Here is an 18,196-nt window from a genome sequence, read left to right on the forward strand (position 1 = left end):
AGGCTGCGGAAATGACCTCGTTCCCCGACCTCGACGCGACTCCGGTTCTCGTCGTCGATACCGATGTCCTCGACCGCAACGTCACGCGGATGGCGCAGTCGGCCGACGCGCGCGGGCTTCACCTGCGACCGCACGTCAAGACACACAAGTGCGTCGAGATCGCTCGGCGTCAGCTCGCCGCGGGTGCCTGTGGGCTGACGGTGGCGACGGTGTCCGAGGCCGAGGTATTCGCGGACGCGGGTGCCGACGACCTCTTCGTGGCGTACCCCTTGTGGGTGGACGCCGCCCGCGGCGCGCGGCTTCGGGCACTCGCCGCACGCGTCCGGCTCACGGTCGGGGTCGAGTCCACCGCCGGCGTCCGGGCACTCGCGGCGCATGCCGGCACCGGCGTCGGCGTGCTCGTCGAGATCGACAGCGGGCATCACCGCACCGGAGTTCCTCCCGAGCGGGCCGGCGCCGTCGCCGCGTCCGCCCGCGACGAAGGCCTCGAGGTACACGGCGTCTTCACCTTTCCCGGTCACTCGTATGGTCCGGGCGTTCCGCCGGTGGCCGCCGCCGAAGAATGGGTTGCGCTCGCGGCCGCGGCCGCCTCGCTGCGCGCAGTGGGCATCGAACCGGCGGTGATCAGCGGCGGCTCCTCACCCACGGTGATGATCGAGGCCCCGACCGAAGCCACGGAATTGCGGCCGGGCGTATACGTCTTCGGCGATGCGCAGCAACTCGAACTCGAGGCGATCACCGAGCAAGACCTCGCGCTCACCGCGCTCGCGACGGTGGTCTCGGCACGCGGCGATGTCGTGGTCCTCGACGCCGGGAGCAAGATTCTCGGTGCCGACCGGGCGTCGTGGGCAACCGGATACGGCCGTATTCTGGGGACGCCCGATGCCCGGATCGTCGCGCTGTCCGAACACCACGCCACCGTGCAGTGGCCGGGTCACACCTCCCCGCCCGCGCTCGGTGAGCGGGTGCGAGTGGTGCCGAACCACGCATGCAACGCCGTGAACCTGGTCGACGAGTTGGTGGCGGTCTCCGGCGACGCGGTGGTCGGCAGGTGGCCGGTCGCAGCGCGGGGATGCACCACCTGACCCGTCCGCCGTTCACCGTTACGCTCCGTGGATGCCACCACTGAATCCCGACTTGAGCGGACGGGTCTTCCCTGCGACGTCGTATCTCGTCGGACGCGAGAAAACCCGCGAGTTCGCTCGTGCCGTGCGATCGAAGAACCCGATCCACCACGATGTCGATGCCGCTCGTGCCGCAGGTTTCGCGGACGTCGTCGCACCGACCACCTTCACCACCGTCGTCCAGAGCCCGGCGGTTGTGCAACTTCTGGAAACTCCGGGCACCGGCCTCGAGCTACATCGGACGGTGCACGGCTCGGAGAAGATCGAGTATCACCGCCCGATCGTCGCCGGCGACGAGCTGGCCACCACACTCACCATCACCGACGTCACCGAACGCGCCGGCAGTTCCATCCTCGCCACGGTGTGCGAGATCCGGGATACCGCCGGGGATCCGGTCGCCACGATCACATCGACACTGCTGCACCGGGGAGACGACGCATGACGCGGAGCACGGCACCACGTTTCGACGATCTCGAACTCGGGGCGATCGTCGCGAAGTCGGACCTGAAGGTGACTCGGGCGGATCTGGTTCGCTACGCGGGCGCGTCGGGCGACTTCAACCCGATCCACTTCGACGACGCGGTCGCCGCCGGGGAAGGCCTGCCCGGCGTGCTGTGCCAGGGAATGCTGACAGCGGCACTGGGACTGCAGGCCGTCGTCGACTGGGCCGGGGATCCGACCTCGGTGATCTCGTACGAAGCGCGCTTCACGCGGCCGGTCGTCGTCGACCCGCTGGACGGGGCCGACCTGTCGATCTCCGCGAAGGTCGCCCGCCTCGACGACGTGGAGCGTGTGGCACGCGTCGACATCACCGTGTCGGCAGCGGGCCGGACGGTCCTCGGGAAGACGCAAGCCCGCATCCGTTTCTCGTCCTGACCCGGCAGAATCGCGCGCGCCGCGAGAGGATGTACGACGTGACCAGAACTCTCCTGGCTCGGCTCGCCGTCACCGCTGTGGCGGTGCCCCTCGTGGCGTGCGCGTCGCCGTCCACTCCCGCGATCGACGAGGAACCCACCCGGGCGAGCACCGCCACGGCCGAGTCGCCGGCACCCGACGCGGGCGACCCGCGTGTCACCGGAACCGTCGCATCCGGGCTCGAGACTCCGTGGGGGATCGCGTTCCTGCCCGGCGGTTCCGCGCTGGTGACCGAACGGGACTCGGGGCGGGTACTCGATATCGCCCCCGACGGCACCGTCCGCGAGGTGGGCCGCATCGGCGATGTGGTCGCGCAGGGTGAATCGGGGTTGCTCGGCATCGCGGTCTCCCCAACCTTCGACGCCGACGGCCTCGTCTTCCTGTACGCGACGACCGGCGCGGACAACCGCATCCTGCGCGCCGTCTACGACGGCACGGCCCTGTCGGAACCGTCCGTGATCGTCGACGGCATACCCGCGGCCCGGATCCACGACGGCGGACGGCTGGTCTTCGGTCCGGACGGCATGTTGTACGCCGCGACGGGTGAAGCCGGTGACGCCGAACTCGCTCAGGACCCCGCGTCGCTCGGCGGCAAGATCCTCAGGATCACGCCGGACGGCGCGCCCGCTCCGGGCAACCCCGATCCCGCATCGCCGGTCTATTCGCTCGGCCACCGCAACGTGCAAGGACTGGCGTTCGACGGACAGGGCCGCCTGTGGGCGTCGGAGTTCGGCCAGAACGACGTCGACGAGCTGAATCTCGTCACGCCCGGAGCGAACTACGGCTGGCCCGACGTGGAAGGGACCGGCGGCGCTCCGGACTTCGTCGACCCCGTCACGACCTGGCCGGTATCCGACGCCTCCCCGTCCGGGCTCGCCTTCGCCGACGACCGGCTCTGGATGGCAGCCCTCCGCGGAGAAAGACTGTGGAGCATCACGATCCGGCCGGACGACACGGTGGACGCGCGGGAATTCTTCGTCGGCGAGTACGGACGGCTCAGGACCGTCGCCGCCGCGCCGGACGGTTCGCTGTGGTTGACCACCTCGAACCGCGACGGTCGCGGGCAGCCCGGCGACGACGACGATCGCATCCTGCGCGTCGAAATATCCTGAGACGGATCAGGGAACGAGTACGACGACCGTTTCGGCGACCAGCGCCGGCTTGGTTCCGCCCTCGACCTCGACGGTGTAGTTCACCACCAGATTCGCGCCTTTCGCGGTGCGTTCGAGCGACGTGAACTCGGCGCCGGCACGAATCCTGGAACCGACGGGCACCGGCGCGGGGAAACGCACCTTGTTCGCACCGTAATTGATCTTCATCGTCACGCCGTCGAGTGAGAAGATCTTCGCGCCGAGGACCGGCAGCAGCGACAAGGTCAGATACCCGTGTGCGATCGTCGTGCCGTACGGGCCGTTCTTCGCCTTGTCCGGATCGACGTGGATCCACTGGTGATCACCGGTGGCGTCGGCGAACAGGTTCACGCGCTCCTGGGTCATCTCCATCCACTCACTGTGGCCGAGGTCCTCCCCGACCGCCTTCTCGACCTCGTCGATTCCGTGGAAAACTCGCATTTGTGCTCCTGTTCGGGTAGTTGTGGCGGTCAATGCCCGGTCCGCCTGAGGGTGACGCGATACGAGTAGTGCTCCGGCAGAAAGTAACTCACCGACAGCTCCGCCGGTAGTCCCTCGGCGTTCGAGTACAGGCGGTCCACTCTCAGCAGCGGATGCCCTACCGCACAGTTCAACTCGGCCGCGACCTGCTCGGATGCCGATGCCACGGTGATCGACTGTGCGGCTTCGACGATCGGGCTGTCGAGATGAGGCTCGAGCAGGCCGATCACGGTGTTACGGCTCGACGCGCCCGCCCGCAACGCCGGTGCGTCCAGCACGTGCGCCGCGATCTCGTCGGGGAGATGAATGGTGGTGAGCACGAAAGGGGTGGCCCCGTGCACCCGCCGGAGCACGACCGAGTAGAGCAGATCGGTGTCGAGCCGCAACCGGCTCGCCGCATCGATGTCGACTCCCCTGTGTAGCGGGGTGACGATCTCCATGACGGTGTCGGCGGACAACGCGAGGAGGTCCTCGATCGACCCGAGTTGCCGCCGGTAACGCCTGCCCGACTCGTCCGCGAACGTGCCACGCCCCGGGACGCGGTAGACGATGCCGTCCGCCACGAGATCCTGGAACGCACGCCGAACCGTCTGCCTGCTCACCCGGTGCTGCTCGGCCAATTCGGCTTCGGTAGGCAGGCGCGTCCCGTTGCTGTACCGGCCGGCTTCCACCTCGTCCCGTAGCCGACGGGCGAGCTGCGCGTAGGCCGGTTCCGTCCCTCGTGCTCTGCCGTCCATGACCGCCGATCCCGGTGGTACCGGTCAGATTCCGCCGCGGGCCACGAGTTGGCTCGCGATCACGTTGCGCTGGATCTCGTTGGTCCCCTCACCGACGATCATCAGGGGTGCGTCACGGAAGTAGCGTTCGACGTCGTACTCGGTCGAGTACCCGTAACCCCCGTGGATGCGCACCGCGTTCAGGGCGATCTCCATCGCAATCTCCGAGCAGTACAGCTTCGCCATGCCTGCTTCCATGTCGCATCGTTCGCCGCTGTCGTACTTTTCCGCCGCATAGCGGGTGAGTTGCCGAGCTGCGGTCAGTTTGGTGGCCATGTCGGCGAGGTAGTTGCCGATCGACTGGTGTTTCCAGATGGGCACCCCGAAGCTCTCGCGATGTTGCGCATAGGCCAGCGAATCCTCGAGTGCCGCGGCCGCAACACCGAGCGCGCGGGAGGCGACCTGCAGACGGCCGGTCTCGAGGCCCTTCATCATGTGTCCGAAACCTTTGCCCGGGTCGCCTCCGAGGATCGCCTCGGCCGGAATCCGGTAGTTGTCGAAGCTCAGTTCGCACGACTCGACGCCCTTGTAGCCGAGTTTCGGCAGATCCCGTGAGACCGTCAGGCCGGGGCCGTGTTCGACGACAACGACGGAGATGCCCTTGTGCCGCGGGGTGGCCTGCGGATCGGTCTTGCACAACAGCGCGATCAGCCCCGCACGTCGCGCATTGGTGATCCAGGTCTTCGCGCCGTTGATCACCAGATCGTCGCCGTCGCGCTTCGCGGTGGTCGTCATCGCCTGGAGGTCGGAGCCACCGCCCGGTTCGGTGAGCGCCATCGTCGCGCGGATCTCTCCGGTGGCAAGCTTGGGCAGGTACCTGCGCTTCTGCTCCTCGGTGCCGTACAGCGCAAGCAGTTTCGCCACGACCGTGTGGCCGCCCATCGCGCCCGCAAGACTCATCCAGCCGCGCGAGAGTTCCTCGGTCACCTGCACGTAGCAGGGCATCGACACCGGGGATCCGCCGTACTCCTCGGGTACCGCGAGGCCGTAGATGCCGATCTGCTTCATCTGCTCGATCCAGCGTTCCGGGTACTCGTTGGCGTGCTCGACTTCCTGCACGGTGGGCTTGACCTCGCGGTCGACGAAGTCGCGGACCGTCTCGATCAGAAAAGTCTCTTCGTCGTTCAGAGTGCTCACGCGGATCCTTCGATCGGTGCCGGGTGGCGACCCGACCAAACTTTGTACGGCCATTTTGTTGACCACGCGTAGCCGTGTCAATGCCTGCCCCTTCGAATCCGCCCGAAATTCCAGAGTTTTCAGCAATACGTGTGGCTGCATCTGCCTATAACTCTGGCGCAGCACCCCACAATGGCCGTACATTCACCGCGTTCCCCGCTGTCCCGAAATCCACGAGGTTCTCCGTGACGTCCGAGCCACACTCTTCCGGCGGCGAGCAGCGCCCGTCGCACCCTGTCGAAAGCCGGAGCCTGACATGACCACGAATCCCGTTTCTGTCGGCGGCCCATATTTCGACGAACTCACCGTCGGCCGCGTCTTCGACACCGCACCCGCAGTCACCCTCACCGACGGACTCGCGGCGACCCACCAAGCGATCCTCGGCGACCGGTTCCGTCTTCCCCTCGACCGGCACCTCTCGACCGCGGTCGCGGGCGGCGCTCTCGCACACGCCGGTTTCGTCACCGACATCGCGATCGGCCAGTCGACGCTGGTGACGCACCACGTCAAGGCCAACCTGTTCTACCGAGGATTGCGTTTCCACCGATTCCCCTTCATCGGCGACACGCTCTACACGACCACCGAAGTAGTGGGCCTGAAAGAGAATTCGGCGAAGCCGGGTCGTCGACCCACCGGCCTGGCGGCGCTGCGCGTGAACACCGTGGACCAGGACGGCAGGACAGTGCTCGATTTCTACCGATGTGCGATGCTGCCGTTGAGCGAGACTCCAGATCCCGGCCGGATCGTCCACGCGGAAGACCTGTCCGTAATCGGACCTCGGGACCAGCCGATCTGGTCCTCACCCGGCAACTGGGACCTCGATCTGTATCGGAGTCGAGTTCCCGGAACCCATTTCGATCCCGCGCTCGCCGGCGCCGTGCTGCGATCGAGTGGAGACGTCGTGTCCGGTGCACCCGAACTCGCGCGCCTGAGCCTGAATATCGCTGCGACACACCATGACGAGCGTGTCGGGTCGGCGGGGCGACTGGTGTACGGCGGGCACACGATCGGGATCGCACTGTCCCAGGCGACGCGTGCACTGCCGAATATGGTGACCGTGCTCGGGTGGCGGTCGTGCGACCACACCGGTCCCGTGCACGAGGGCGACACCCTCACCAGCGACCTGCACGTCGAGTCCGCCGAACCGCTCCCACAGGGCGGAGGTGTGCTCGCACTGCGGTCTCTCGTGTACGCACAACGTGCGACCACCGAGCCGGCGCCCGTCCTGGATTGGCGTTTCACCGTCCTTATGGCCTGACCGGTCACGGAGGGGTCAGTCGGCGCGGATCTCGTCGATCAAGCCCCACGCCAACGCGCGATCCGCGTCCAGCGGCAGCGCCGTGACGAACAGATGCATCGCGCGCCACCGCCCGATGCGACGGGGAATGCTCACCGTGCCGCCTGCTCCAGGGATCAGCCCCATCGACACTTCGGGAAGCCGGAACACCGTCGCCGGATGGGCCACCACTCTGCCCGCGAACGCCGGAATCTCGATGCCGGCACCGACGCAGTGACCGTGCAGACGCACCTCGATCCGGTCTGCGAGCTGCGCGACGACTCGTCCCGCGCCCCCGCGGGTACGGATCAGGTGCGCGGTCGCCGCGTCAGGGGTGCGCCCGAACTCGTCGAGGTCTCCGCCCGCGCAGAACGACGGTCCCGCGCCGTCGAGGACGACACGCTCGATGCTCTCGTCCATCAGCGGCAACCGGAGCGCGTCGACCAATGCGTCGCGCAACTGCGTCCCGTACGCGTTGCGCCGTTCCGGGCGATTGAGCGTCACGTGCAGCGTCACGCCGTCGCGCACGAGGAGCACGGGATCCCCGGACGCGGGCGGGGGCAGCGGGCGGAGTCCCCGGTCGTCGAGCCACCGGGCGAACTCGGGTCCGCTCTGCAGCGTGGAATATCCCAGTGACTCGACATCGAGCGCGCCGGATACCGCAAGGGTGTCGGCGGTGCGCAACACCTGCCGCAACACCAGCGCCGCGAGCGGATTGTCTGTCACGGCGTCGAGCACGGTTGCGGCGCTCGCGCCGGGATCGGGCGTGCCGACCACCGTCGTCGTGACCGGATCGGGGCCGGTGGCATATGTGAGGTCGAGCGCGCCGAGCAATGGGGACAAGGCGCCGGAATCGAGCGGCACCGTCGCCCGGCCGGCCAGCAGTCGATCGGACATCGCGGCCCGGTGAGCCGCCCGCTCGAGCACCGACGCGGGGACATCGTCGAGGTCGACGATCAGCATCGGACGGTCGGCCGCGCCCCCGTCCGCGAAGAAAGGCTCGTCGGCTGCCCCGTCCGCGAGATCGGCAACGGAAATCGTGACGGCTGTCGTCGGGTCCATATGTTGTGCCTTCACGCTCGACTCCGGCCCCCTCGCGTTGGAATGTAGCATCACGCTCATGTCCTCCTCTTCCGCCGGCGACCCGGTCAGGGACTGGGCGGAGAGCGGAATTGCTTCTCTCACGGGGAGAGTCGACGGCCCTCCTTTGATCCCACCGGGCCGGGCGGCAACCACGGCGAGGGAACTGACGGCACGGATCGCGTCCGCGACCGCCGGTTCGGTACAACTCGACGGCGCCCACCTGCTGTCCGAGCGTGCCGCATTCACCGGCGCCCGCAGGGCCGGCGCCACGTCGGTGGGCGGCGCGTGCCGACTGTTGCCCACCGCAGACGGGTGGGCAGCGGTGTCGTGCGCACGTCCCGGCGACCCCCTGCTCCTGGGCGCCCTCGTCGGCGCCGACGTGGCCGACGACCCGTGGCCCGCCGTCACGGCCTGGGTCGCCGGCCACACCGGCGCCGAACTCGCCGACCGCGCGGAACTGCTCGGCATCGCCGCCGGACCGGTGACGCCGCCCACCGGTACGCCGCCCGTACCACTGGAACCACGGCAGGTCGACGGACTGCTCGTCGTCGATTTCAGCGCTCTGTGGGCCGGTCCGCTGTGCGCTCACGTGCTGGGACTGGCGGGGGCGCGCGTCGTGAAGGTCGAGACGCCCGACCGGCCCGACGGAGCACGACGCGGCAACTCCGAGTTCTATCGCTTGCTGCACGGCGGCCACGAGTCGGTGGTGCTGGACCCGTCCGACGACCGGCAACGCCGGGAACTGGCCGCCCTGGTCGATGCTGCGGACATCGTCGTCGAGGCGTCGCGTCCCCGCGCCCTCGCCGGTTTCGGGCTCGACGCCGAAACAGTGGTGGCGCGCGGCGGCACGTGGGTGTCGATCACCGCGCACGGTCGCGGGTCGATGCGCGTCGGCTTCGGTGACGATGTCGCCGGAAGCGCCGGATTGCTCGCCCACGACGCGCACGGTCCGGTCTTCGTGGGCGATGCGCTGGCCGATCCCCTCACCGGCCTGACCGCCGCAACCCTTGCACTGTCGGCCCCCGCAGACGGGTCCGGTGTGCTGTGGGACGTGTCGATGTCGGCCGTCGTCGCGGCGACTCTGAACGCATCGCATTCTCCTGCACCGCAGGCATATCGGCGCGGCGGCCGGTGGTGGGTGGACACGGGTCCGGCCCCCGTGGAGATCGTCCCGCCGCGCCCACGCGAACCGCACGGGGAAGCCGCTCGCTCGGGACGGGACACCGCACAGCTACTGGGCGAACTGGGGATCCGGCGATGACGCCGCTGATGCTGCGCGATGTCGAACTCGGCGGCGTTCCCGGTTCGGCAGTGGTGATCCGGGACGGGGTGATCGCCGAGGTGGGGGTCGGACTCGAACCGACCGGGAACATCGACGTGATCGACGGCGCCGGCGGAGCACTCGTACCGGGCCTGCACGACCACCACATCCACCTGCACGCAACAGCTGCCGAACGGTCGTCGGTGCGCTGCGGACCCCCGCATGTTCGTACCCCCGACGACCTCGCACGAGTGCTGCGGACGGCACCGGGTGACTCGGTCCGTGGAGTCGGATACTTCGAATCCGTAGCGGGGGAGCTCGATTCCGAGGCTCTCGACCGGATGCACGCGCGGCGCCCTGTGCGGGTGCAGCATCGCAGCGGCGCGCTCTGGGTCCTGAACTCCGCGGCCGCGGCGCTCGCCGGACTCGACGCCGCCGACCATCCCGGCGTCGAACGGTACGGCGACGGGCGCCCGACGGGACGCGTGTGGCGGGCCGATACGTGGCTACGCGACCGGTTGCCGCCGACCGCGCCGCCCCCGCTCGACGCGATCGGCGCTCAGCTCGCGGCGTACGGGATCACCGGTCTGACCGACGCGACACCGGACCTGTCACCGAGTTCGCTCGCGGCTCTGGTGGACGCGCACGGAGGCGGTGCGCTCCCCCAGCGCCTGCATCTTCTCGGTGCACCGGCCGGATTCGTCTCCCCCAGCGGCACTCTGAGCTCCGGTCCCTACAAGATCGTGCTCGCCGACTCCGGGCTCCCCGACCTCGACGTGCTCGCCGAGACGATCCGGGACGTGCACGCCGCCGGGCGCGCGGTCGCGGTGCACTGTGTGAGCAGAGAAGCGTTCGCAATCCTGCTCGCCGCCTTCGCCGAGGTGGGTGCCCGTCCCGGCGACCGGATCGAGCACGGTGCTCTCATACCCCCCGAATCGATCGACGATCTGCGCCGGCTCGGCCTGCGGGTCGTGTCGCAGCCCGGGTTCCTCTCCGATCGTGGCGACAGCTACCTGCGCGACGTGGATCCCCGGGACCGCGGCGACCTGTATCGATGCCGCAGCCTGCTCGACGGGGGCGTACCTCTCGCGCTGTCGAGCGATGCCCCGTACGGGCCGCTCGACCCGTGGGCCATCATCGCAGCCGCCACGACACGGACGACGGAGTCGGGTGCGGTCCTCGGCCACTCCGAGATTCTCGATCCTTCCCAGGCGCTCGCCGGGTTCCTCTCGGCCGCAGACGATCCGGGCGGGAATCCGAGGACGATCCGGATCGGGCAACCCGGAGATGTAGTGCTCCTCCACGCTCCTCTCGCCGACGTTCTCTCGGCGCCGTCGTCATCAGCGGTGCGCACCACCGTCATCGGCGGCCGTGTCGTGCACGGATGACGCCGGAAGGCGCGGGGAGTCGTCAGGTCGTCAGGACACGGTCCAGGTGTGGGGACCGTCGAGGAGTTGCTGGAGGTCTGCCGGCGCTTCGGCTTTCGCCCGCGCCACCTGGTCGCGCGCACCGTCGTCGTATGCCGGCCGCTGTCCTGCTCGCACTATTCCGGTGACCGTGTACTCGAGGTTCTGGTCCGACAGTCGCGACAGGGCGTAGGCGTACTCGAGGTCCTCGGTGTGCGCATCGTGGACCACGATGTCGCCGGGGTCCACCTCGGCGCGCTGCGCCACCCGCAGACCGAAACCGCGGCGCACGACGCACAGTTCGTCGTCGGTTCCGAAGATGATCGGTTCGCCGTGCCGCACGTGGATCAACCGGGAGCCGGCGCCGTCCTTCCGGAGCACGTCGAACGAACCGTCGTTGAAGATCGGGCAGTCCTGCAAAATCTCGACGAACGCCGCGCCCCGGTGATGCGCCGCGGCGCGCAGCACCTCCGTCAATCCCTCCCGGTCCGAATCCAGCGCGCGGGCAACGAAACTCGCGTCCGCTCCGAGTGCCAGCGACATCGTGTTGAACGGGGCGTCGACCGAGCCCATCGGTGTGGACTTGGTGACCTTGCCGACCTCGGAGGTCGGTGAGTACTGCCCCTTGGTCAGTCCGTAGATCCTGTTGTTGAACAACAGGATCCGCATGTTCACATTGCGGCGTAGCGCGTGGATCAGGTGGTTGCCGCCGATCGACAGCGCGTCGCCGTCACCGGTGACCACCCACACCGACAGGTCGGGCCGGGTGACGGCCAGTCCGGTGGCCAGTGTCGGCGCGCGGCCGTGGATGGAATGCACGCCGTAGGTGTCGAGGTAGTACGGGAACCTCGACGAACATCCGATACCCGACACGAAGACGATGTTCTCCCTCGCGAGCCCCAACTGCGGCAGCATGCTGCGCACGGTCGCGAGGATGACGTAGTCGCCGCATCCGGGACACCACCGGACCTCCTGGTCGGTGGTGAAGTCCTTCGCCTTCTGTGGCACGTCGGTGCGGGGTACATGGGCGAGGCCACTGAGACCCAGATCCCTGCCGACCGCGCCGGTCTCGTGGGCCGTGCCGTTGTGCATCGTTCCCGTCATCTGTCGGATCTCCGATCTTCGGTGGCGCGTCAGCGTGTCACGGCTGCCGCCACCGCGGCTGGGGTCTTTGCGGATTCGGCGCTGCGCAGTCCGTCCTCGAACTCGTCGAGCAGCGCCTCGTGGAGTTCGTCGGCGAGGAACGCCATGCCGGCAACTTTGGTCACCGGCTGGATGTCCGCGTCGTACCGTGCCCGAAGCAACATGGACAGCTGACCGAGGTTCATCTCCGGTACCAGTACCCGCCGGTACCGGGCGAGCACGTCACCGAGGTTCGCGGGCATCGGGTTGAGATGACGAAGGTGTGCCCGCGCGACCGGACGGCCCCCGCGACGTGCCCGGCGGACGGCCTCCCCGATAGGTCCGTACGACGAACCCCAGCCGAGGACCAGGATGTCCGCGTCGTCACCAGGATCGTCGACCTCGAGATCGGGTACGGCGATACCCGCGATGCGGGCGACCCGAACCCGGGTCATCAGTTCGTGATTGGTGTGGTGGTACGAGATGTCGCCGGTGCCGTTGGCCTTCTCGAGACCGCCGATGCGGTGTTCCCGCCCCGGGGTACCCGGGATCGCCCAGTCTCGGGCAAGCGTCTCCGGATCCCGCGCGTAGGGCAGATGACCGGGGCCTTCCTCCCCCGGCGGTGTCGCAAATCCGGGTTCGATCGCGGGGAGGTCCGCGGCGTCGGGAATGCGCCACGGCTCGGACCCGTTCGCGATGGCGCCGTCGGACAGCAGCAGCACCGGTGTCCGGTAGGTGACGGCGATGCGCGCTGCTTCCCGTGCCGCCTCGAAGCAGTCGGACGGGGACTGCGGCGCGACGACGGCGACCGGAGATTCCCCGTTGCGGCCGAAGATCGCCTGGAGCAGGTCGGCCTGCTCGGTCTTGGTGGGCAGGCCCGTCGAGGGCCCACCGCGCTGCACGTCGATGACGATCAACGGCAGTTCGGTCATCACGGCCAGTCCGATGGCTTCCGACTTCAGAGCAAGACCCGGTCCCGACGTACTCGTCACCCCGAGGCAGCCGCCGTAAGATGCGCCGATCGCAGCACCGATCCCCGCGATCTCGTCCTCGGCCTGGAAGGTTTGCACACCGAACCGCTTGAGTTTGCTCAGTTCGTGCAGGATGTCGGACGCCGGGGTGATCGGATAGGTCCCGAGGAACACGTCCATCCCCGCGGACCGTCCGGCCGAGACGAGGCCGTACGCAAGCGCGGTGTTTCCGGTGATCTGCCGGTATCGCCCGGGCGGTAACGCGGCTTTGCCCACCTCGTAGGTGGTGGCGAACGCCTCGGTGGTCTCGCCGTAGTTCCATCCCGCGCGCAGCGCCAGGACATTGGCCTGCGCGATGTCCGGCTTCGCGGCGAACTTGCGCTCGAGGAAGTCCTCGACGGGGGCCAGTGGACGCCCGTACATCCACGACAACACTCCGAGCGCGAACATGTTCTTGGCGCGGTGGGCGTCCTTCTTCCCCACACCGGACGGCTCGACCGCGCCCGCGGTGAGGGTGCTCATGGGGATCGCGTGAACCACGAACGGCTCGACGAGGTCGGTCTCGAGCGGGTTGGCGTCGTAGCCGACCTTGCTCAGATTGCGCCTGGTGAACTCGTCGCTGTTGACGATGAGGATCCCACCCGCAGGCAGGTCGCCGAGGTTGGACTTCAGGGCAGCCGGATTCATCGCGACGAGCACGTCGGGCCGGTCCCCCGCGGTGAGGACGTCGTAGTCGGCGATCTGGATCTGGAAGCTCGAGACGCCGTGCAGTGTGCCCTGGGGTGCGCGAATCTCGGCGGGGAAGTTGGGCTGGGTGGCGAGGTCGTTGCCGAACGCGGCGGCCTCGGCGGTGAATCTGTCACCGGCGAGTTGCATCCCGTCGCCGGAGTCACCCGCTATGCGGATGACGACTTGTTCCAACTTCCTCGCGGTCGGTCTCGACGTCATACGGTCGGCTCCTTCTTCCCCCGGCGTGCGCTGGGGGTCGGGTGTGCTCCATGGTCGTCCTCCGGCGCATTTCCGCAACCCGTTCCCGGAACTTTCTCGTCCGTGCCGCCCCGAACCGTGCGTCGGCCGACCGCGCGGCTCAGCCGAGCGTGGTATCGGCGACGAAGCGCAGGACCTGCGGCCAGGAGAGCGCGTAGGCGTCCGCATTGACCTGATTGCCGTGCCGTGACCGCACGCTGAAGCCGTGTTCGGCACCGGGATAGACATGGATGATGGTTGCCCCGGTTCGGCGCTGCTGGAGCGCCTGCTGAAGGTCGCGGAAGATCTCTGCGGACATCACGGTGTCGGCGCCGGCGTGCAGCACCATGACCGGCGCGGTGATCGTCGAGGCCTGGTCGACCGCGTCGAGGGTGTGGTTCGGCGGAGCCGAGTCCCAGATGGAGGGGTGGTACGCGACCACAGCGGCGGGCCGCTCGTCGCGTGCGGCGAGGAGCAGCGCGAGGCGTCCCCCGAGGCACCACCCGATCACGCCGATCTTCGACACGCCCAACTCGTCGACGGCATAGTCCAGCAGCGTTCCCATCTCGGCGAGGGACGCCTCGTCGTCGAGTCGGCCCATCATCTCGGCGAGCCGGTCGCGCGGGGTGTCGTCGGCGCTCGGCCCGTGCCACGGGTCCCACACGAGCGCCGTGGCCCCGGCGCGCGCGATGTCCTCGGCGTATTCGCGGACCTGGGCGCCGATACCGGTGATCATCGGCAGGAGCAGCATCGCGCCGGTGCTGCCTCCGGCGGGACGAGCCAGGTAGGCGCGCAGTTCTCCGACGTGGAGGAAGTTCGCTTCGATGTCGGTCACAGGTGGTCCCTTCGCGGTGATCGGGCCGGAACTCCGGCCCGTGACGATCTTCGTACGGGGGGCCGAGCCGATGCCGATCCCATTCGCCGGAAAAATTTGGAGAATTCCATTTCCGTTTGCGATAGTGTGGCTCTCATCACCTCGGCGAACCGATGCCGAGCGTACTTCGGAGCCTCCCGGCGACCGAGCGAACCTGTCAGGAAGGGGCGGTGGCATGACTCGCACCGTATTGGTCAGTGGCGGCACCGGCGGTCTCGGAGCAGCCGTGACGAAACACCTGCTCGATACCGGGTGGCGAGTGGTGGTGCCCTGGCTCGTGCGCGAAGAACTCAGCCGCGTCGGTACCCACCCCAACCTGCATCTCGTGCAGGCGAACCTCACCGACGACCAGCAACTCGAAGATGCGCTGGCAGTCGCCGGCGAAGATCCGGACGCGCCGCTGTTCGGCGTCGTCAACCTCGTCGGTGGATTCGCCTCGGGTCCGAAGGTCCACGAGACACCCATCGAGGTCCTCGACTCCCAGCTCGACCTCAACCTGCGGACCGCGTACGCCGTCAGCCAGGCAGCGCTGCCCCACCTGATCCGTCGCGGCGGTGGATCGATCGTCTGCATCTCCACCGCCGCGACGCGCAGCCCGTTCCCAGGCGGCGCGTCCTACATCGCGTCGAAGGCCGCCGTCTCCGCTCTCGTCGAGACGATGGCACTCGAGTACCGCGAAGACCACATCCGGGTCAACGCCTTGCTGCCCGTCGTGATCGACACACCCGCCAACCGCGCCGCGATGCCCGACGCCGATACCAGCAAGTGGTCGCAGCCGGCCGACGTCGCCAAGGTGATCGAGTTCCTGATCTCCGACGCGGGCTCGCCCGTCACGGGCGCGCTGATCCCCGTCACGAACGTCGGCTGACCGCGCTCAGCCCGTGACGCGTGCCGCGCACCGGCATCGACCGACATTGCGGTTCCGGTGATGCGGGCGCACTCACCTCGGCCGCGAGGAGCAGCATCGCTTATCGCGTTTCGTTGCCACCCGTACGTCGACCGTTCGTTGCACGCGACCGGACGAACCGGGCACACGACTCGATCGATGCGACTGAGACGCTGTGACCGGGATAAATCAGCGGCCATGTGTGCCCCTGATCCGCTACTACTTCCAGTGTGCAGGTGACGTTCGCGTTCGCGAGCGATTCGGCCAGCCCGAGCGCATCACCGACCAGTGCCTCGTTGCCGCCGACCTGGATCAGGGTGGGTGGGAAACCGGTGTGGTCGGCCAGCAACGGCGAGACCAGCGGGTCGCTGGCGGAGGCGCCCTGCAGATAGTCGTCCCGCGCCGACGCCGCCGTCGCCAACGGGAAGAAGACGTCGGGTGCCGTTTCGTAGAACGGTGACGAGCAGTGCAGGTCGAGCCAGGGCGACAACAGCATCAACCCGTCGGGGCGGCGCACGTCGCTCGTCCTCGACGCGACGATCACCGCGGCGGCGAGACCGGCGCCCGCCGAGTCACCGCCGAGGATGATCGGTCCCTCCGCGGCGGATGCGAGCTGCTCGTAGACCGCGAGGGCATCACGCAGTCCGGCCGGGAACGGATTCTCCGGTGCGAGCCGGTAGCGCGGCAGGACAACCGTCGCCTCGGCGTCCACCGCCAGCGCCGCAGCATAGGCGTTGTATGCCTCCGGACTACCCATCCGGTAGCCGCCCCCGTGCAGGTAGAGGATGGTGGCCCGGTCACCGGCCCGAATGGTCCGGCACGGCACACCCGCGAAGTCCGCGTCGCCCGCCGCGACCCCCAGCGCGGGGTCGATCTCGGTCGCGGCGAACTTCGTGCGGCGTTCCCGCAATTCCGGACTCGCCGGTGTGCCCGTCCGTTCCGCGGGCAGCGACTTGTGCACTGTCGTCGGCATATCGTCTCCCAATGCTGATTACGAAGTGATGCTCACGAGCGGGCGGGCTCGACGAGCCTGCCCGGATGGCGAGTGGCAATCGTCCGACGGATGCCTTCACGCCAATCCACCGTGCACGGTCCGGTAATGGATGCGCGCCGCGTCGTGTCCGCGATCGATCCGCGCAGCGTCCCCTCGATAGGGACCACGTCGACGGTCTGGTCGAGGCCCATCAGCTCACCGGCATACGCCGCCCACTCCTGGACACTGACCGGATGGTCGCCGCCCCAGTTGACGATGAGTGCCGGCGTGGACGCTGCTTCGAGGAGGGCGCCGACCTGCATGTTGATGTCGTCTTCGTAGATCGGGCTGTACATGCACGGATCCCATCGCGTGGTGATCGACCGGCCTTCGACGAGGGCGTCGATGTGCATAGCAGGCAGTCCACCGTTGGGACCGTACGAGGCGTTCATCCGAGCGATCGTGACCGGAATGCCGAAGGCGCGGGCGGCGAACCGAGCGGTGGCTTCCTGGCTGATCTTCGACATCGAGTAGGTCGGGGTGTGGGTGCTGTTGCACTCTCCCAGTGGCGACTGCTCGGTGAACACGTACATGGGGTCGTCCTGCGGGCGGTAGACCGAATGGGTCGACATCACGAGGGCACCCTTGGCGGATCGGCAGTGCTGCAAGAGAAGCCCGGTGCCTTCCGCGTTGGCGCGGATCGCGGCGTCGTAGTCCCATCCCGGAGCCAGACTCGCCGCCAGGTGTACGACGTACGTGAAATCCGTCGGGACACCGTCGAAGTCGCCGCTGCCGAGATCACACGCGACCGGGACTATTCCCGCTTCGCTCACCCGCTGCCGGGCATCGGGGCGGCTGTACCGCGCCAGCCCCCACACCTCGTTCTCTGCCGCCAGCATCCGTGCGATCGGGAAAGCGATCTGACCGGTCACCCCGGTCACCAGAATCTTCTCGCCGCTCAACACGGGCATCACCACAGTTCGTCGGTGTACTTGTCCGTACCGATCTCGGTCGGGATGAACGGTGAGGCGAAGGTGACGCGACCCGCGCCCGAGCTCTCGATGTTCGCGGCGTAGTCGACGATGTGCTGCCAGCTCTCGGCGGGATCGCCCTCGAGGAAGCACATCTGAAGGATGCGCTCGGTGGATCCGCCGTCGTTGCCCATCTTCATCGGCACGTTGTGATCGGCGGGCCAGGGCTTCATCCGCCAGTTGCTCACGAGATCGACCGTGCCGGTGGCAAGGAGCTTCTCGGCCGGGCTGCTGTTGATGATCTCGAGGGCGGCATCGCGGGCAACGCCCTCGGCCGGCTCGATCATGACGGTGACGAGTCCGCGGTAGTTGTGGTCGAGCGCGAGTTCGAGAGGAACGCCGTCCTCGTGTGCCGAGATGTTCGAGTCCGGCAGATACTGGCCGGTGTGCACGTGCTCACGCTCGGCGAAACCGCGTCCCGCAGCGTACAACTCGCCTACCTGGGTACGCGCCCAGGCTTCGGCTTCCTCGATCTCCGGTTCGTGCACCCAGTAGATCGCGAGGTACGAGCCGTCCTCGGTCTTGGTCGCGACCGGGCCGGTCTCCGGGAAGCGCAGGTCCTTGAGCCACTTCGGCGCCACCCAGCGGCTACCGGCGAACCAGCCGGGACCGATCATGCAACCCGAGTAGCGGTGGTCGCGCTCGTACCAGCGGTTGTATGCGACCTCGTGACCGCGCGCCGGGTCCACCATGGTGAACAGCGCTTGGCCGAGTCTCACCGGAGTCAACGTCATTACTCTCTCCTT

At 68.2% G+C, this 18,196-nt stretch carries 18 protein-coding genes; 8 read left to right on the forward strand and 10 right to left on the reverse strand.

The window, feature by feature from the left end; translation table 11 throughout:
- Positions 1-11: 11 nt before the first annotated feature.
- The 4 genes from HF886_RS02880 to HF886_RS02895 are packed head-to-tail and all read left to right on the forward strand — an operon-like array spanning position 12 to position 3,151.
- Entirely contained in the window at positions 12-1,085 is a 1,074-nt protein-coding gene (locus HF886_RS02880) for an alanine racemase (RefSeq protein ID WP_169651491.1), read from the forward strand.
- A gap of 31 nt (positions 1,086-1,116) precedes the next feature.
- Positions 1,117-1,566: a MaoC family dehydratase N-terminal domain-containing protein gene (locus tag HF886_RS02885; RefSeq protein ID WP_169622110.1), complete on the forward strand. Its 450-nt coding sequence runs from the start codon at positions 1,117-1,119 to the stop codon at positions 1,564-1,566.
- The gene (locus HF886_RS02890) at positions 1,563-2,000 is read left to right on the forward strand and encodes a MaoC/PaaZ C-terminal domain-containing protein (RefSeq protein ID WP_169651492.1); all 438 of its coding nucleotides are present in this window, start codon (positions 1,563-1,565) and stop codon (positions 1,998-2,000) included. Before HF886_RS02885 ends, HF886_RS02890 begins: the two co-directional genes overlap by 4 nt.
- A 38-nt stretch (positions 2,001-2,038) precedes the next feature.
- Positions 2,039-3,151, forward strand: coding sequence for a PQQ-dependent sugar dehydrogenase (locus HF886_RS02895; protein ID WP_346765284.1), 1,113 nt, complete (start codon positions 2,039-2,041; stop codon positions 3,149-3,151).
- Positions 3,152-3,157: 6 nt separating this feature from the next.
- Here HF886_RS02895 and HF886_RS02900 read toward each other — a convergent pair whose 3' ends face one another.
- The 3 genes from HF886_RS02900 to HF886_RS02910 are packed head-to-tail and all read right to left on the reverse strand — an operon-like array spanning position 3,158 to position 5,562.
- A complete protein-coding gene (locus HF886_RS02900) occupies positions 3,158-3,610 on the reverse strand; it encodes a MaoC family dehydratase (protein WP_169651494.1) in 453 nt (150 codons plus the stop codon).
- Positions 3,611-3,639: 29 nt separating this feature from the next.
- Positions 3,640-4,386, reverse strand: coding sequence for a GntR family transcriptional regulator (locus tag HF886_RS02905; RefSeq protein WP_169651495.1), 747 nt, complete (start codon positions 4,384-4,386; stop codon positions 3,640-3,642).
- A 24-nt stretch (positions 4,387-4,410) separates the two neighbouring features.
- Positions 4,411-5,562: an acyl-CoA dehydrogenase family protein gene (locus tag HF886_RS02910; protein ID WP_169651496.1), complete on the reverse strand. Its 1,152-nt coding sequence runs from the start codon at positions 5,560-5,562 to the stop codon at positions 4,411-4,413.
- Between the two features lie 295 nt (positions 5,563-5,857).
- Here HF886_RS02910 and HF886_RS02915 point away from each other — a divergent pair, with 295 nt between their 5' ends.
- Positions 5,858-6,859: a MaoC family dehydratase gene (locus tag HF886_RS02915; protein ID WP_169622104.1), complete on the forward strand. Its 1,002-nt coding sequence runs from the start codon at positions 5,858-5,860 to the stop codon at positions 6,857-6,859.
- Positions 6,860-6,874: 15 nt separating this feature from the next.
- On the opposite strand, the gene HF886_RS02920 is transcribed toward HF886_RS02915, so the two are convergent.
- Positions 6,875-7,939 (reverse strand): enoyl-CoA hydratase/isomerase family protein, encoded by a 1,065-nt coding sequence (locus tag HF886_RS02920; RefSeq protein ID WP_169651601.1) that lies wholly within the window; start codon positions 7,937-7,939, stop codon positions 6,875-6,877.
- A gap of 58 nt (positions 7,940-7,997) precedes the next feature.
- Here HF886_RS02920 and HF886_RS02925 point away from each other — a divergent pair, with 58 nt between their 5' ends.
- Both HF886_RS02925 and HF886_RS02930 read left to right on the forward strand, forming a co-directional pair.
- A complete protein-coding gene (locus HF886_RS02925) occupies positions 7,998-9,221 on the forward strand; it encodes a CoA transferase (protein ID WP_169651497.1) in 1,224 nt (407 codons plus the stop codon).
- A complete protein-coding gene (locus HF886_RS02930) occupies positions 9,218-10,609 on the forward strand; it encodes an amidohydrolase family protein (protein ID WP_169651498.1) in 1,392 nt (463 codons plus the stop codon). Before HF886_RS02925 ends, HF886_RS02930 begins: the two co-directional genes overlap by 4 nt.
- Before the next feature lie 30 nt (positions 10,610-10,639).
- Here HF886_RS02930 and HF886_RS02935 read toward each other — a convergent pair whose 3' ends face one another.
- From HF886_RS02935 to HF886_RS02945, 3 genes are all read right to left on the reverse strand, one after another.
- The gene (locus tag HF886_RS02935; protein WP_240954879.1) at positions 10,640-11,719 is read right to left on the reverse strand and encodes a 2-oxoacid:ferredoxin oxidoreductase subunit beta; all 1,080 of its coding nucleotides are present in this window, start codon (positions 11,717-11,719) and stop codon (positions 10,640-10,642) included.
- Positions 11,720-11,760: 41 nt separating this feature from the next.
- Positions 11,761-13,668 carry a 2-oxoacid:acceptor oxidoreductase subunit alpha gene (locus tag HF886_RS02940; protein ID WP_169651500.1) on the reverse strand — a complete coding sequence of 636 codons (1,908 nt, stop codon included), beginning with the start codon at positions 13,666-13,668 and terminating at the stop codon, positions 11,761-11,763.
- Between the two features lie 139 nt (positions 13,669-13,807).
- Entirely contained in the window at positions 13,808-14,521 is a 714-nt protein-coding gene (locus HF886_RS02945) for an alpha/beta fold hydrolase (protein WP_346765285.1), read from the reverse strand.
- Between the two features lie 214 nt (positions 14,522-14,735).
- On the opposite strand from HF886_RS02945, the gene HF886_RS02950 reads away from it, so the two are divergent.
- Positions 14,736-15,428, forward strand: coding sequence for an SDR family NAD(P)-dependent oxidoreductase (locus tag HF886_RS02950; protein ID WP_169622098.1), 693 nt, complete (start codon positions 14,736-14,738; stop codon positions 15,426-15,428).
- Between the two features lie 100 nt (positions 15,429-15,528).
- On the opposite strand, the gene HF886_RS02955 is transcribed toward HF886_RS02950, so the two are convergent.
- The 3 genes from HF886_RS02955 to HF886_RS02965 are packed head-to-tail and all read right to left on the reverse strand — an operon-like array spanning position 15,529 to position 18,184.
- The gene (locus HF886_RS02955; RefSeq protein ID WP_169651502.1) at positions 15,529-16,419 is read right to left on the reverse strand and encodes an alpha/beta hydrolase; all 891 of its coding nucleotides are present in this window, start codon (positions 16,417-16,419) and stop codon (positions 15,529-15,531) included.
- Between the two features lie 32 nt (positions 16,420-16,451).
- Positions 16,452-17,390: an NAD(P)-dependent oxidoreductase gene (locus tag HF886_RS02960; RefSeq protein ID WP_206038470.1), complete on the reverse strand. Its 939-nt coding sequence runs from the start codon at positions 17,388-17,390 to the stop codon at positions 16,452-16,454.
- Positions 17,390-18,184, reverse strand: coding sequence for a hypothetical protein (locus HF886_RS02965; RefSeq protein WP_169651503.1), 795 nt, complete (start codon positions 18,182-18,184; stop codon positions 17,390-17,392). Before HF886_RS02965 ends, HF886_RS02960 begins: the two co-directional genes overlap by 1 nt.
- Positions 18,185-18,196 lie beyond the last annotated feature (12 nt).

The sequence above is a fragment of the Rhodococcus sp. 105337 genome (genome assembly GCF_012844225.1).
Classification (GTDB): Bacteria; Actinomycetota; Actinomycetes; order Mycobacteriales; family Mycobacteriaceae; genus Rhodococcus.

What these genes read in the sequence shown, in the direction of transcription:
- HF886_RS02930 (WP_169651498.1), top strand. Translation starts at nt 9,218, where the DNA reads ATGACGCCGCTGATGCTGCGCGATGTCGAACTCGGCGGCGTTCCCGGT.
- HF886_RS02905 (WP_169651495.1), bottom strand. Translation starts at nt 4,386, where the DNA reads ATGGACGGCAGAGCACGAGGGACGGAACCGGCCTACGCGCAGCTCGCC.
- HF886_RS02925 (WP_169651497.1), top strand. Translation starts at nt 7,998, where the DNA reads ATGTCCTCCTCTTCCGCCGGCGACCCGGTCAGGGACTGGGCGGAGAGC.
- HF886_RS02885 (WP_169622110.1), top strand. Translation starts at nt 1,117, where the DNA reads ATGCCACCACTGAATCCCGACTTGAGCGGACGGGTCTTCCCTGCGACG.
- HF886_RS02935 (WP_240954879.1), bottom strand. Translation starts at nt 11,719, where the DNA reads ATGCACAACGGCACGGCCCACGAGACCGGCGCGGTCGGCAGGGATCTG.
- HF886_RS02915 (WP_169622104.1), top strand. Translation starts at nt 5,858, where the DNA reads ATGACCACGAATCCCGTTTCTGTCGGCGGCCCATATTTCGACGAACTC.
- HF886_RS02900 (WP_169651494.1), bottom strand. Translation starts at nt 3,610, where the DNA reads ATGCGAGTTTTCCACGGAATCGACGAGGTCGAGAAGGCGGTCGGGGAG.
- HF886_RS02920 (WP_169651601.1), bottom strand. Translation starts at nt 7,939, where the DNA reads ATGGACCCGACGACAGCCGTCACGATTTCCGTTGCCGATCTCGCGGAC.
- HF886_RS02950 (WP_169622098.1), top strand. Translation starts at nt 14,736, where the DNA reads ATGACTCGCACCGTATTGGTCAGTGGCGGCACCGGCGGTCTCGGAGCA.
- HF886_RS02965 (WP_169651503.1), bottom strand. Translation starts at nt 18,184, where the DNA reads ATGACGTTGACTCCGGTGAGACTCGGCCAAGCGCTGTTCACCATGGTG.
- HF886_RS02940 (WP_169651500.1), bottom strand. Translation starts at nt 13,668, where the DNA reads ATGACGTCGAGACCGACCGCGAGGAAGTTGGAACAAGTCGTCATCCGC.
- HF886_RS02880 (WP_169651491.1), top strand. Translation starts at nt 12, where the DNA reads ATGACCTCGTTCCCCGACCTCGACGCGACTCCGGTTCTCGTCGTCGAT.
- HF886_RS02890 (WP_169651492.1), top strand. Translation starts at nt 1,563, where the DNA reads ATGACGCGGAGCACGGCACCACGTTTCGACGATCTCGAACTCGGGGCG.
- HF886_RS02960 (WP_206038470.1), bottom strand. Translation starts at nt 17,390, where the DNA reads ATGCCCGTGTTGAGCGGCGAGAAGATTCTGGTGACCGGGGTGACCGGT.
- HF886_RS02955 (WP_169651502.1), bottom strand. Translation starts at nt 16,419, where the DNA reads ATGCCGACGACAGTGCACAAGTCGCTGCCCGCGGAACGGACGGGCACA.